At 37.5% G+C, this 13,295-nt stretch carries 10 protein-coding genes, 1 tRNA gene and 1 pseudogene; 6 read left to right on the top strand and 6 right to left on the bottom strand.

Annotation, left to right across the window (positions count from 1 at the left end; translation table 11 throughout):
* Positions 1-50: 50 nt before the first annotated feature.
* Positions 51-1,196, top strand: coding sequence for a site-specific integrase (locus LMF32_RS05485; RefSeq protein ID WP_230524107.1), 1,146 nt, complete (start codon positions 51-53; stop codon positions 1,194-1,196).
* Between the two features lie 118 nt (positions 1,197-1,314).
* Here the strand turns inward: LMF32_RS05485 and LMF32_RS05490 are convergent.
* Together LMF32_RS05490 and LMF32_RS05495 are read right to left on the bottom strand one after the other, a co-directional pair.
* Positions 1,315-1,387, bottom strand: a tRNA-Val gene (locus LMF32_RS05490).
* A gap of 286 nt (positions 1,388-1,673) precedes the next feature.
* Positions 1,674-2,624 (bottom strand): DDE-type integrase/transposase/recombinase, encoded by a 951-nt coding sequence (locus LMF32_RS05495; protein ID WP_230524108.1) that lies wholly within the window; start codon positions 2,622-2,624, stop codon positions 1,674-1,676.
* 211 nt (positions 2,625-2,835) lie between these two features.
* Here LMF32_RS05495 and LMF32_RS05500 point away from each other — a divergent pair, with 211 nt between their 5' ends.
* Positions 2,836-4,242 carry an ISNCY family transposase gene (locus LMF32_RS05500; protein WP_230523607.1) on the top strand — a complete coding sequence of 469 codons (1,407 nt, stop codon included), beginning with the start codon at positions 2,836-2,838 and terminating at the stop codon, positions 4,240-4,242.
* A gap of 231 nt (positions 4,243-4,473) precedes the next feature.
* On the opposite strand, the gene LMF32_RS05505 is transcribed toward LMF32_RS05500, so the two are convergent.
* Complete coding sequence (locus tag LMF32_RS05505; RefSeq protein ID WP_092480443.1) at positions 4,474-4,668, bottom strand: hypothetical protein; 195 nt, start codon at positions 4,666-4,668, stop codon at positions 4,474-4,476.
* A gap of 306 nt (positions 4,669-4,974) precedes the next feature.
* Between LMF32_RS05505 and LMF32_RS05510 the strand changes: the two genes are divergently transcribed.
* Entirely contained in the window at positions 4,975-5,397 is a 423-nt protein-coding gene (locus LMF32_RS05510) for a helix-turn-helix transcriptional regulator (RefSeq protein WP_230525082.1), read from the top strand.
* A 3-nt stretch (positions 5,398-5,400) separates the two neighbouring features.
* Here the strand turns inward: LMF32_RS05510 and LMF32_RS05515 are convergent, their stop codons facing one another.
* Both LMF32_RS05515 and LMF32_RS05520 read right to left on the bottom strand, forming a co-directional pair.
* Positions 5,401-5,883, bottom strand: coding sequence for a DUF5626 family protein (locus LMF32_RS05515; protein ID WP_230524109.1), 483 nt, complete (start codon positions 5,881-5,883; stop codon positions 5,401-5,403).
* Between the two features lie 482 nt (positions 5,884-6,365).
* Entirely contained in the window at positions 6,366-7,775 is a 1,410-nt protein-coding gene (locus tag LMF32_RS05520) for an ISLre2 family transposase (RefSeq protein ID WP_230524110.1), read from the bottom strand.
* Between the two features lie 636 nt (positions 7,776-8,411).
* On the opposite strand from LMF32_RS05520, the gene LMF32_RS05525 reads away from it, so the two are divergent.
* The 3 genes and pseudogenes from LMF32_RS05525 to LMF32_RS05535 all read left to right on the top strand — a co-directional run bounded on the left by LMF32_RS05525 (position 8,412) and on the right by LMF32_RS05535 (position 11,311).
* Entirely contained in the window at positions 8,412-8,912 is a 501-nt protein-coding gene (locus LMF32_RS05525; RefSeq protein ID WP_230524111.1) for an AI-2E family transporter, read from the top strand.
* Positions 8,913-9,050: 138 nt separating this feature from the next.
* On the top strand, positions 9,051-10,331 hold the full coding sequence (locus LMF32_RS05530; RefSeq protein ID WP_230524112.1) for a cytochrome P450: 1,281 nt from the start codon (positions 9,051-9,053) through the stop codon (positions 10,329-10,331).
* A gap of 157 nt (positions 10,332-10,488) precedes the next feature.
* A pseudogene (locus LMF32_RS05535) lies at positions 10,489-11,311 on the top strand (ZIP family metal transporter).
* 75 nt (positions 11,312-11,386) lie between these two features.
* Here the strand turns inward: LMF32_RS05535 and mnmG are convergent.
* Complete coding sequence (mnmG, locus tag LMF32_RS05540; protein WP_188204160.1) at positions 11,387-13,276, bottom strand: tRNA uridine-5-carboxymethylaminomethyl(34) synthesis enzyme MnmG; 1,890 nt, start codon at positions 13,274-13,276, stop codon at positions 11,387-11,389.
* Positions 13,277-13,295: the final 19 nt, after the last annotated feature.

Raw genomic sequence — 13,295 nt, forward strand, 5'->3', positions numbered from 1 at the left:
ACCCCTTCTACATACCCAATGCCCGCGGTAGTAAAAAGGGAGAAATGAAAATGTTACAGATCAAATCTTATACAAAGAAAAATGGTAAAACTTACTACAAATTTCAAACGTATCTAGGTACGGATGAAACTGGCAAAGTGGTTCGTGCTGCACGTCAAGGTTTTGCCACTAGAGCAGCAGCAAGAAAAGAAGCTATGCGGTTAAAAGCGGAGTTTCAAGAAGAAGGTTACCAAAAGCCGACTTACGAAACTTTTGAAGAGGTTTATGAATTATGGTTTGAATCTCGCTATGTAAATAAGGTAAAAGAAAGCACTGCTGTTAAAACAAAGGAACTGTTTAAAAATCATATTCTTAAAGATTTCGGTAAAATGCGCATTACCGCCATCACATTCGCTCACTGTCAGGAATCCATAAATAAATGGAGCAAGAAAACGACTAAAACTAAGTCTATGGCTGGTTATTGCAAACGTATCTTTGATTATGCTATCTATGCAATGGAGATCATCAAGAAGAACCCTATGGACGGTGTGGACATTCCTAAATTGAAGAAAACTTCTAAAGAGGACTACGCTTTTTATAGTCGTGAGGAATTGGAGCACTTCCTGGAGTGTGCTAAACAAGAAGAAAACCCTAAATGGTATGTGCTTCTACGTCTGCTGTCCTTTAGTGGTATGCGTAAAGGTGAGGCTTTGGGGCTGCAATGGAAAGATATTAATTTTGAGAATAAGACAATCTCTATCAATAAGACACTTGCTAGGGGCGAGGATAACAAGCTTATCATTCAGACCACTAAAACAACGTCTGGAGAGCGTACAATCTCATTAGACGATAAAACCCTTGAGATACTCAAACAATGGCGTACAGCGCAACGTTTGGACTATTTAAAGCTTGGCATGAACACAAACAAACCTACACAAACCATCTTTACCAATCTTAATAATGACTATATCCAGCATGCACACTTAACCACTGTGATGGATCGTATCGTGAAGAAGCATAATCTTAAACGAATCACTGTTCACCAGTTACGCCACTCTCATTGCTCTTTGCTGTTTGAAGCTGGTGCAAGTATCAAAGAGGTTCAGGAAAGACTTGGCCATAGTAGCTATGAAGTAACAATGAATATTTACACTCATGTAACTAAAGAACGTAAAGAAGAAACGGCTGCTAAGTTTGCTAATTTTATGGGCTTTTAATCGTAAAAATTACCTCGTATGCAAGGGTTATATGCAAGGAACGCAAAAAAAGAAGCCTAGAACGTTGTATAATCACTGTCATACCAACGTTTCTAAGGCTTCATATCATATTATTGTATGGTCCCTACTGGGCTCGAACCAGCGACCCCTACCTTGTCGAGGTAGTGCTCTCCCAACTGAGCTAAGGAACCTTTTGTTATTTACTGAACAATCAATAGTATACCTTAAAAATAATAAAGAGTAAATATCCATTTGATAGAAATCAATTATTCTGTCTAGAAACCACAAACATTTGTTACACGAATAGAATCCTGTTTAATTTTGTTCCAGCTAACGTATGATTAAAACGTGCTACGATTTGACAATGAGCGTAAGGAGCTTAAGATAGTCCAGCACCGCCATTACTCCTGGCAGGCGATTCAAGGTGCGCTCCTTACGGAGGCTCGTTGTCAAATCTTTTTCCTTTTATATAGTCCTTTATGCAGCCGAGTCGCTATCTAATATTCTAAAATAATCCTCTACAACTTGGTTAGGCGATTTAAAGTTATGCTTTTGTTTCGCTATATTGTTGTATCTTGAGTTATATCTGCGATGTTTTTTTCTTAAATCTTCTTCTGATTTAAACAAATGCCGACTATAGAAACGCTCACCATCTATTCTATGAGAACGCTCGACGATTCCATTTTGCCATGGAGAATAAGGACGAGTATGAATATGTTGAATACCGAAAGAGTCTAGTACACGTTGAAAAACGGTTTTACCTTTGGCATTAGGATGCGTGGATAAAAATTCTGATCCATTGTCTGTTTGGATACAATCTATTTTAAACCCCATTTTTTCTTCAAGTTCTAAGGCAAATCGAGCCGTATTCGTAACACTTTTCTCATCGACCATGCCCAATACTCTTTTCGAACTATATGTATCTATAGCGGTTATTTGATAATAACTGATTCCTTTACTATCAAAGCCAATGCATTCTTTTGGCACATATTTAATATCCATTTGGACTAATTGCCCTGGATAGGTTTTTGTTTGTTTTGGCCCTTGATTGTTCTTTTTCCACTTTCTTTTTTGAGGCTCTTTTTGTTTGATCACTTTTTTAATGACTCGTTTCATACCATTAAAACTTCTCGTATAGCCAGCTCTTTTCAATTGGGCATAGACCTCAGCTAAGCCTTCGTGACTGAACCGTTGGTACTTCTTTTTAACGAGCTGAATTTCTTCCTCTGTGTGCTGATTAGGATGTGCTGTCTTTGGTTTTCGTGATTTGAGAGCTAAGCTTTCGACAGTTCCATCGTACTTATCTAATTGGCGATAAATAAATTGACGATAAGTGTTATATCTTCTAGCAGCTTTCGAAACGCCATACTTAAGTGCATACTCGCACATTTTCTTTCTTACACGCATTTCTTCTGTTATAATAGACATATAGGGACATCCTCCTGATTTTGTGTGGTAACTTAATTATACAGGATGTCTCTTTTTTTTGTGTCTATTTTTGTAACATATCTATTGTACCTCTACACATTTGATAGAAATCAATTATTCTGTCATTAACAAATGATAATGTCTTAATAAATAACAAATGAAAATGTCCCATAACTACGTTACTCTAATCTTATTGGATTGGAGAGATAGAATGGGAGCAGAATTAACTATGTTTGAAAACAAAAAATATGAAGTCATAAAAAAAGTATGTAATGGTCAGTGTTCAAAGGAGCGGGCAGAGATTGAACTAGATTTATCCCGTAGGCAGATTAACCGATTGGTTAATCGCTATAAAACGCAAGGAAAAAAAGGTTTTAAGCATGGGAACAAGGGACGAACTCCCGCTACAACGTTGTCAAAAGAAACCCAACAAAAGATTATTCGACTCTACAGAAAGAAATATGATGGTTTTAATTTGTTCCATTTTACAGAAAAACTGCAGGAGGAAGAACAAGTAACCGTCTCTTATACGACCGTTCGCAATTTATTATATCAAAAACATATTCTTTCTCCTCGTGCTTCTAAAAAAACACAACGAACGAAGCGCAAAGAATTAAAAGAGAAAGAACGGTCTGACCAACTACTAACAAAGAAAGAGAGCCAAGTTTTAAATGAATTAGAATACGTAGATCCTGTGAAAGCTCATCCTAGCCGCTCACGAAAGAAATATAAAGGTGAACAGCTTCAAATGGACGCTTCAAGACACGATTGGTTTCAAAACGGAAAATATGCGCATCTCCACGCTGCTATAGATGACGCCACTGGAATCGTGGTTGGGGCTTACTTTGATAAAGAAGAAACATTAGATGCCTATTACGAAGTAACACATCAGTGTCTGACTACCTACGGTATTCCGTATAATATTTTGACGGATAATCGAACCATCTTTCACTATAAACAAGAAAAGAGCCCTTCAGAAGAGAAGGACACTTTTACACAATATGGATATGCCTGCCATAACTTGGGAATAGAGTTAACCACAACAAGTATTCCTCAAGCAAAAGGAAGAATTGAACGATTATGGAATACCCTCCAAGATCGTCTCCTAAATGAAATGGCCTTAAAAAATATCCAATCCATTGAAGAAGCAAACCAATTTTTGAAACATTATATTCCTACATATAACGCCAAATTTGCTTTACAGCTAAACGATACCAAAAGTGTTTTTGAAAAGCTACCAAAAGATATCCATTTAGATTATATACTGGCTCGCTTTTCACACCGAGTTGTCCAGAAGGGACACGCACTCAAATATCAGAACAAGTTATATCATTTATATAATCAAAATCAGCACGTCTTATTGGCCCCAAAAACGAAGTTAATGATTATTCATACTAAAGAAAATCAACTGTATGCTAGTCATCAGGATTCACTTTTCATGTTAAAAGAAATTCCGCTTCACGAAAAAGTTTCAAAAGAATTCGATAAGCCAATCGAACGTAAAAAGATGCAGGTGCATATCCCTCCAATGAGCCATCCTTGGAAAAAAGCATCTTATGATCGCTATCTTCGGAAGAAAAACCAAAAGGAAGCTCTTAAAACCAATTCTAGAACATGAATACAAGTTTTTAACTAGAAAATAGATTTAGAACGCTAATTTCAGTTGATTCAGAAAATGGCTTCGTGGTTTTCGAAGCCATTTCCTGAATCAACTTTACCAAGCGTAGCGCGGTAGTTTTGCCAGGAATAGGATCAACGAAATAATGACAGTGAACCTAACTCAAATTTGAATAAAATCGGGACATTTTCATTTATCATTGACATATCCATTTGATAGAAATCAATTATTCTAGCGTCTTTTGTTTCTTTTGGTTCTAAAAAGCTCAATCAAAGTCAGTCCTATAGTTCCGTATAACGCTGTACCAATAAAGTCTTTATTTACTACGTATTCGATTAAAATTCCAATAAAACTCGAAGTTGTCATTAGAAGTATGACGTGTTTATACGGGTGTTTTTCTGTGAATTCTTTATACTTATCAAACATATTTTCACCTCTAACTTATTCAACTATTTTGCAGCTCTTTGATTATATTAGAATACTCTCGTTTTTAATTATGCCTCAATTAAGCTGTAAATAAAAGCACACCATAGTTTACATCTTAGCAACCATTGCGTGCTAACATGCAACTGAGAAATGATAGTCAAAATTGAAGACTTTAGGTATGATATGAGCAACAGGTAATAAGGAGGAAAACACATGGCGTTAGGAGAAAGATTAAAAGAGAGCAGAGTGAGTAAAGGCTACTCTCAAGGTGACGTGGCGGATTTTTTACATATTTCAAGACAATAGATTTCTAAATGGGAAAATGGCAATAGTTATCCTGACTTAGATAATTTAGTAAAACTCAGTACCTATTATGAAGTTTCTATTGATGAACTACTGAAAGAGAATCAAGAATTTAAAAAACGAATAGCAGAAAATGAAGTCAAAATTGAAGAGAACTTCCAAAAGCTGGATTTCATCCGCGGAAACTCTGAAAAAGATGAGGGACTTATGCTGCTTATTCTCGCTTTTATAGGTTGCCTGATCGCCCCTATAGGCTTTCTGGTGGCTCCGGTCCTTATTAAGCGCAACAAAAAAACAAACACACTCTATAAGTTGGTGTACTTAGCATGCGTTTGTTGTTTACTCGTTAATTCATTTGTTGTCTATAGCGCTTTAGGCGACTATTTAGGTTGGGGAACAACAACCGTTGAATACATTGGGGAGTAACAGTTAATAAGTGACGACAATATTCCCATTAGATAATTTGGCTCTCAAATTTATTGAAGACTCTACAAGCAGTAATGTTCTTTTCAAATAATAAGCGGCTTGTGTAGGACTGTCTACTCTTAATGAAGTACTTTTAAAACTTCCAGTTATAGCTGTTGCTGACGCGGAGTGCGCTCTGGTAATTTTATTACTGCTCACATCGATTTTGTAGCTAGCTTTCCACTGTAAGGGTCTTTCTTTTGTGATTTTGTATGTACCATTCTTGACGCTGCTGGCCATCATTAAGAGTTGAGTCTCTTCTTCAATTGTAATAATGTAGGGCCGTCCCAAATCATCTTCAACTTCAAATTGTTGCGAACCACCTTGATCTATATCATAAACTACACTATTATCTGGTAAAGAAAATTCCTCTTCAGCATAAACCTTTGGTGTAATGATAAAACTAAAAAAAGATATACAACCTAAAAGAAAAAGTATTTTTTTCAACTAAATCCCTCCGTTTTTAAAGTTTAATCAAACTTTCTACTAATAAAACTACCTTATTCGACCCTGTCATTTTCGTGACAGGGTTTTCATTTTGCTTGTAAAATGAAAAAAAGCCGCAATAACATCAAGTTATTAATCAAATCTACAGAAAAAACAATCTATAGCTATTGTTATTTTCCAACTATTATTCGAATAGTTAAAACTTAGCCGTAACTAATCTTTAACTCCTCCTTTCTACTCTTTAGTATACTTTCTAGTTAACAAAACAACTAGCACCTATTAGTTTATACCTGCGCAACCATTAAGTGCTAAAAGGCAACTAATGGCGTTTGTGTCAAGTTTTTCTCGATCATCCTATTTTACTGCTTGATTAGGCACTCTATTTTTGTACACTTGTTGCTACCGCGCAGCTTCGCCGCTTGCTGGCCTATCTGTTTAAAGAACGTTCCGCAAACCAGGAACCTTCTCCAAACAGACAGGAATCAACGAAAACTCTTAATGAGTTGTCCTAAAGCTGAAGAGTTTGAAGCGGACAAAGAGATGGTTCCCATTTTAGCTCCTAAAGAAGGACGGGTTCTTTCCTGGAATAAGGATGCCAAACGAACCGTCCGTTTGGCCTGACGTTGCTGTCTGCTACTTCTATTTTGCTGATGAAGATAGGCTTCGCGTAATGTTTGGTTAAACATCCCTTGTTTGACTTTTACCATCGCTTCGCAACCACGCTTGCTCCAATGCATGCCTCGTTTTTTCATCCGAAATGAAATATGGCGTTGATGAGACTCCATCGCCCCTAAGCGTCTGGCGTCCTTCGGTGCGCTTTCCAATTTTTCACGCCAATCAAAAATACGCTCCCAGTTGTTTGAAATATAGGTTCTAAATTCCTTTAATTTTTTGAGTTCTTGAGCGTCTTCCAAAGTACTTTCATAGGTATCCATCCAAATGGTAAACAGGTCTTTATCGTGGTTTTTAAGGGCTTGCTTGATAGGTGTTTTAAATTCATGCGCTTGCCTTCCAAATGCTCGATTCAAGCTTTGAGAAACATGATAAGCATCTAACTGATTGAGAACTGGAAAAGCGGACTGAGAAAAAGCTTCTTGAAACTTTTCGGCAGTATACCCTTGACCACCATCACTATTCGTTATGACTTGAGACTGTTGTAAAGCATAACGATTAGCCGTAAAAGCTTGAACTTCTGACCAAAAACCGGCTGATTTTTTGGTTGTCATAATAACTTTGGGCTCCTTCAAGGAGACCCGTTTGCCATTTTTCTCCCATCCTTCATAGAGGAGGGCATGATGAACTTCTATGCCTTTTTTCTTTTTAGTTCCCCGCACAAAAACACCATCTGCCTCGGCATAAAAGTAGTCCACTTTTTTTCCTGTTGGTAAGGTAGCTGATTCCTCTAGTTCGGTCACCGTCTCTTCGTCCTCGTTGGCTTGAGCTTCTCCTACACGTTTTAGTATGGTGCCCACGGTTTGATGACTAATCGTCATGGCTGTCCATTCATTCAGGATATCTGCGGTATCTCGATAAGTAGCTTTACTCGCCAATTCGGCCGCTTTCACTTCTACTAATGGACTATGACGCTGGTATTTTCGAATGCCTAACCACTCATCTAGCGGATAATGGTTCTGATGATTTTGGTCCATCATTAAGGTACGGCGGTACCGAACGGGACCGAAAATAAACTGGACCGTTTTCCAATCCTCTCGTTTCACTTTCCAGCCTTCACGCTGTTTTTCCTCTTTGATCACTTGGTTGAGGTTGGTGAAAATCTGCCCCATTAACTGAGCGAACATATCATACATACAGACTTGAATGGCTTCTTCTGTATCTATTAAGTTACTCGAATCCTTTATTATTTGGTAAACCTTTGATATAATTTTATCCATAAGAAGGCCTCTTTCATTTATGTATTTGCCGTGCAAAGCATACATTTATGATAAAGTGCCTTCTTTCTTTTTTCCAGTAAATTTATTAACTCTCGAGAACTATTTTACACATACACTAATGGCTTATAGTCAATGATCGATACTTTCCGTATGATAAGTAGTAGGAATAGAATCAATTGCGCAGCATAAGCAACATGCTTAAAAAGAACCGGCATAAGTAAATCATCTATCAATTCGACTATTAAACTTCGAGTCACAGATGAAGATAATATCTTAGTTTATCGTAATGCCACTCTTCTTACCTATTTGCGCCAGAAAGATAAAAAGGAGAACTAAAGATGAATGAAGTCATTTTTCTTACATGTGTTTCTATAATTCTAGGAGTGTCTTATATTCTTTTTGAAGTCTATATCGGTAGTAATGTTGTGACATTTCTGATTGCTATTATCTTAATATTGATTATTTTCCAATTAGCCTGCCAATATATCGATAAACACAACTAAGTTACTTGTTTCTAGCTATTATTTCCCAGGAAATATTTATAAACATTGAATAGTCCAGTCCTTAGACCGACCCTGTTTTCAGCTCAGCATGTTATACTATTTTTACTTAACTAAAGGAGAAAGGGTTTTGTAAATGGAAAAATGGGCTTATTATTTAAGAGAAGTAATTTACGCAACTGGTAAAGGCATCAAAGGCTTTATCATTGCTCAATTAAAACTCTCCTTACTGACATTCATTTTGTTGTGTATTGGTTTTGTAGTGATTGGAATCGAATGGTGGGGAATGAAAGCATTTGGAATTGCTATTGTGGATATGATTCCTGTATTGGGAAGCGGCATTATTATGCTGCCTTGGGCAATTATTCGAGCACTGATGGGTGACGGAGATGTAGCATGGAAGTTAGGTTTGCTTTACGCTATTATACTCTTGGTTCGACAATTTGCTGAACCTTATCTTACAGGAAAACAAATCGGCGTACGTCCTTTGTATACTTTCCTTTCCACAATTGTTTGTGTACTGATTTTTGGTCCGATTGGCGCTTTATTAGGCGCAGTAGTTGCCATCATTATCAAAGCTGTTTTTAACGTTCGAGACATGAGTCGAGTAATCGATGAATCAAATCATTATAAATAATACTCAATTTTAACAGTCGTTTGCCTTGGATTTAAAGGTGAAACGGCTGTTTTTCTTTGTGAAGTCACTTTGGTTGACTCTATTTCCCGAAAAAAATACGATAATGAATGAATACCCATCACCAAAGGAGGGATCTATATGTCTCATCATGCGCAAATGCCAAAAGAAACAGGCTTAGATCATTCATTGAAAATTTTAAAAGAAGGTTATCCTTATTTTTTGAAACGCCGGGAAGAAATGGATACAGACGTTTTTGAAACGACTATCCTTGGACAAAAAGCTTATTGCCTTGGTGGAGAGTCAGGTGCGGAATTATTTTACGACACATCAAAATTCAAACGAGATAAAGCCATGCCTAAGCCTATACAAAAAGTATTGACTGGAGAGCATGGGGTACAATCTTTAGATGGGAAAAAACACGAAGACCGCAAAAAAATGTTCATGTCTTTAATGTCACCCAAAGAGCTAGATCGCTTAACGACTCTTTTAGAAAATTACTGGCATCAATCAGCTAAAAAATGGGAGTCTATGGATCAAATTGTATTATATGACGAAGTAAAAGAAATTTTATGCCGCACAGCTTGCGAATGGGCAGGTGTACCGTTGTTGGAAGAAGAAGTTAAAGATACTACTCGAAATCTAGCCAACTTATTTGAAAAAACAGCTTCTATCAGTCCAAGCTATTTACAGGGGACTCATTCCAGAAAAAAATTAGAGAACTGGATTAAAAAATTGGTTCAGCAAGTACGCAACGGCGAGCTAAAGCCCGAAGAGAATACTACTCTTTATGTTTTTTCTTGGCATAGAGATGATATAGGAAAATTAATGGATGAAGATGTCGCAGCAGTTGAGGTATTGAACATCATCCGCCCTATTGTAGCCATTGCTATTTATATTGCCTTTACCGCTCAAGCCTTGATTCAATATCCAGAAGAATCTAAAAAATTAATTACCAAAGGTTCAAAACAGTACCAGTATTTTGTCCAAGAAGTCCGTCGTTTTTATCCTTTCTTTCCTTTCCAAGCAGCTATAACTACAAAAGATTTTACTTGGAATGGTTATCACTTCAAAAAAGAAACTTTAACTATTCTAGACATTTATGGTACCAATCATGATCCTAAAATATGGGACAATGCCGATCAATTCTTCCCTGATCGATTTAACAATTGGAAAGAGAGCCCTTTTTCTTTTATCCCTCAGGGTGGCGGAGATCATTTAGGAGGACACCGCTGTGCTGGAGAATGGATCACGATCAAAGTCATGAACGTTTGTCTTGATTTTTTAGTTAATCAGCTGAGTTTCTCCGTTCCTAAACAAAATCTAGAATTCAATTTAACAAAATTCCCAACCCTTCCTAACAGCAAAATTATCTTTTCAAATGTTAAACGTACGAAACCAGTTCTAGATTCCAACCTATAGGATAAATTCCGTTTTTGGTCATTTTTGCTTGCAAAAAGAGTCTGCTAAGTTTAAAATCAGTTTTAGACAAGTCTAAAACTACTTTTGAGGTTCGATTTAAAAAATGTATAAAAAACTTTATACTATATGGTTTATATTCAAGGAGGAGTAAAGGAATATGGTTGAGTCTTTTCAATCTTTCAGTCCTGTATTACAAGCTTTTTTAGCCGGTTTGTTCACTTGGGGCTGTACTATTTTTGGTGCATCTTTTGTGTTTTTATTCAAAGAAGTTAACCGCAAGTTTTTAGACATCATGAACGGCTTTGCAGCTGGTGTAATGATTGCAGCTTCATTTTGGTCTTTACTAGCTCCATCTATTTCGTATGCGGAACAAAATGGCTATGGAACTTGGTCGTGGGTTCCAGCAGTAGTAGGTTTTTTTAGCAGGTGGACTATTTTTAAGACTGATTGATGTGGTCATCCCCCATTTGCATTTTAATGAGCCGATAGAGAACAGAGAAGGACCTAAAACTAAAGCATCCAAAAACTTGCTGCTGTTTTTAGCCGTTACGATCCACAATATTCCTGAAGGCCTAGCTGTCGGGGTAGCGTTTGGAGCAGTTGTTTCTGGAGCTGCTAACGGAAATGCCTTTTTAAGTGCTTTAGGATTAGCTTTAGGTATTGGGATCCAAAATATCCCTGAAGGTTCTGCATTATCTATGCCGATTCGAGCAGCTGGAAGCAGTCGCTGGAGAGCATTTAACCTTGGTCAGTTATCTGCCATCGTAGAACCGATAGCGGCAGTAATTGGTGCTGTAGCAGTTATTACGATGACAACCATCTTACCATATGCCTTAGCGTTCGCAGCAGGTGCAATGATCTTTGTTGTAGTTGAGCAATTGATTCCCGAATCTCAAACCAACGGCAACAAAGATATCGCTACACTTTCCTTATTAGTAGGATTTAGCGTCATGATGGTTTTGGATGTAGCCTTAGGATAAATTTTAAATATACAGATAAAAAAATACCGTATCATTAAGAAGTTGAATCTTAATGATACGGTATTTTTTGATTATTTATACTTTAGCAATTTTGCCTTGTTCCACGTAAACCATTAAAATAGAGATATCTGCTGGGTTCACACCACTGATTCGGCTAGCTTGAGCAATCGTTTCTGGTTGAATTTTGATCAACTTTTCTTTTGCTTCATTTGCTAGTCCATTGATTGCACGATAATCGATATTTTCTGGAATGCGTTTGTTTTCCATTCGTTTTTGCTTGTCTACTTTACTAGCAGCTTTTGCAATGTACCCTTCGTATTTCACTTGAATAGATACTTGTTCTTGAACATCTTCAGGTAATTCAACATCATTACCTGCAAATTGCATCAATTCCGTATAACTGATTTCTGGACGACGTAAGAAATCAATCGCTAAGATCCCGTCTCTCAATGGAGCATGTCCTTTTTCCGTTAAGAAACGTTGGATTTCTTCTGTCGGTTTCAAACGGATGTGGCTCAATCGTTCAATTTCGCCTTCAATTTGAGCTTTTTTGATTAAGAAGTTGTCGTAACGTTCTTTCGTCACTAAGCCAACATCGTAACCCATTTGAGTTAAGCGCAAGTCTGCGTTGTCATGACGCAGCAATAAGCGGTATTCTGCACGAGATGTTAGTAAACGGTAAGGTTCGTTCGTTCCTTTAGTGACTAAGTCATCGATCATTACTCCGATATACCCTTCACTACGTTTTAACACTAGAGGCTCTTTTCCTTGAACTTTCAAAGCTGCATTGATTCCAGCCATAATTCCTTGTCCAGCTGCTTCTTCATATCCAGAAGTTCCGTTCATTTGCCCAGCTGTAAATAAGTTGTTTATTTTCTTTGTTTCCAAAGATGGGCGTAATTGATATGGCGTAACCACATCATATTCAATCGCATAGCCAGTTCGCATCATACGAGCGTTTTCTAGACCAACGATAGAATGGATGATTTCTTCTTGGATATCTTCTGGAAGAGAAGTTGACAATCCTTGAACATATACTTCTTCCGTATTGCGTCCTTCTGGTTCTAAGAACAATTGATGACGCGGCTTGTCGCTGAAACGAACGATTTTATCTTCGATTGAAGGACAGTAACGAGCTCCTACTCCTTCAACGATACCTGTAAACATCGGTGCACGATGCAAGTTATTTTGAATGATCTCATGCGTTTTTTCATTCGTATACGTCAAGAAACAAGACAATTGATCTTTCAAATATGCCTCATTCGGTGTTTCGTAGCTGAAATGATTTGCTTCTTCGTCTCCTGGTTGTTCCGACGTCACGCTGTAATCAATTGTTGACGCATTTACACGAGGAGGAGTTCCTGTTTTGAATCGGTTCAACTCGAATCCATGCTCCAATAGATTTTCAGATAATTTGATGGACGGTTGAGAGTTGTTCGGACCTGAAGAATATTTCAATTCCCCAATAATGATCTCTCCACGAGAAGATGTCCCAGCAGTCAATATTACAGCTCCTGCACGATAAATAGCACCTGTATTAGTAATAATTCCTTGAACAGTGCCGTCCTCGATCACTAATTCTTCTGCGATCCCTTGTTTCAAATCTAAGTTTTCTTGTTGTTCGATGGTTTTTTTCATTTCATTTGCATACATAAATTTGTCTGCTTGAGCGCGTAATGCTCTAACTGCAGGGCCTTTTGACGTATTCAACATACGCATTTGAATATACGTCTTGTCGATGTTGCGTCCCATTTCTCCACCTAAAGCATCAATCTCACGGACAACGACTCCTTTAGCCGGTCCGCCGATAGACGGATTACATGGCATATAAGCAACCATATCTAAGTTGATTGTGATCAACATAGTCTTTGAACCCATGCGCGCTGCTGCTAAAGCTGCTTCTGATCCTGCGTGTCCAGCTCCTACAACAATGACATCATAATATCCAGCTTCATACTGATTCATCTAAACATCCTCTCTTTGT

It is taken from the genome of Desemzia sp. C1, assembly GCF_020882875.1.
Taxonomy (GTDB): domain Bacteria; phylum Bacillota; class Bacilli; order Lactobacillales; family Carnobacteriaceae; genus Desemzia; species Desemzia incerta.

Coding starts and splice junctions, on each gene's coding strand:
- LMF32_RS05485 (WP_230524107.1), top strand. CDS start 51: ATGTTACAGATCAAATCTTATACAAAGAAAAATGGTAAAACTTACTAC.
- LMF32_RS05495 (WP_230524108.1), bottom strand. CDS start 2,624: ATGTCTATTATAACAGAAGAAATGCGTGTAAGAAAGAAAATGTGCGAG.
- LMF32_RS05500 (WP_230523607.1), top strand. CDS start 2,836: ATGGGAGCAGAATTAACTATGTTTGAAAACAAAAAATATGAAGTCATA.
- LMF32_RS05505 (WP_092480443.1), bottom strand. CDS start 4,668: ATGTTTGATAAGTATAAAGAATTCACAGAAAAACACCCGTATAAACAC.
- LMF32_RS05520 (WP_230524110.1), bottom strand. CDS start 7,775: ATGGATAAAATTATATCAAAGGTTTACCAAATAATAAAGGATTCGAGT.
- LMF32_RS05525 (WP_230524111.1), top strand. CDS start 8,412: ATGGAAAAATGGGCTTATTATTTAAGAGAAGTAATTTACGCAACTGGT.
- LMF32_RS05530 (WP_230524112.1), top strand. CDS start 9,051: ATGTCTCATCATGCGCAAATGCCAAAAGAAACAGGCTTAGATCATTCA.
- mnmG (WP_188204160.1), bottom strand. CDS start 13,276: ATGAATCAGTATGAAGCTGGATATTATGATGTCATTGTTGTAGGAGCT.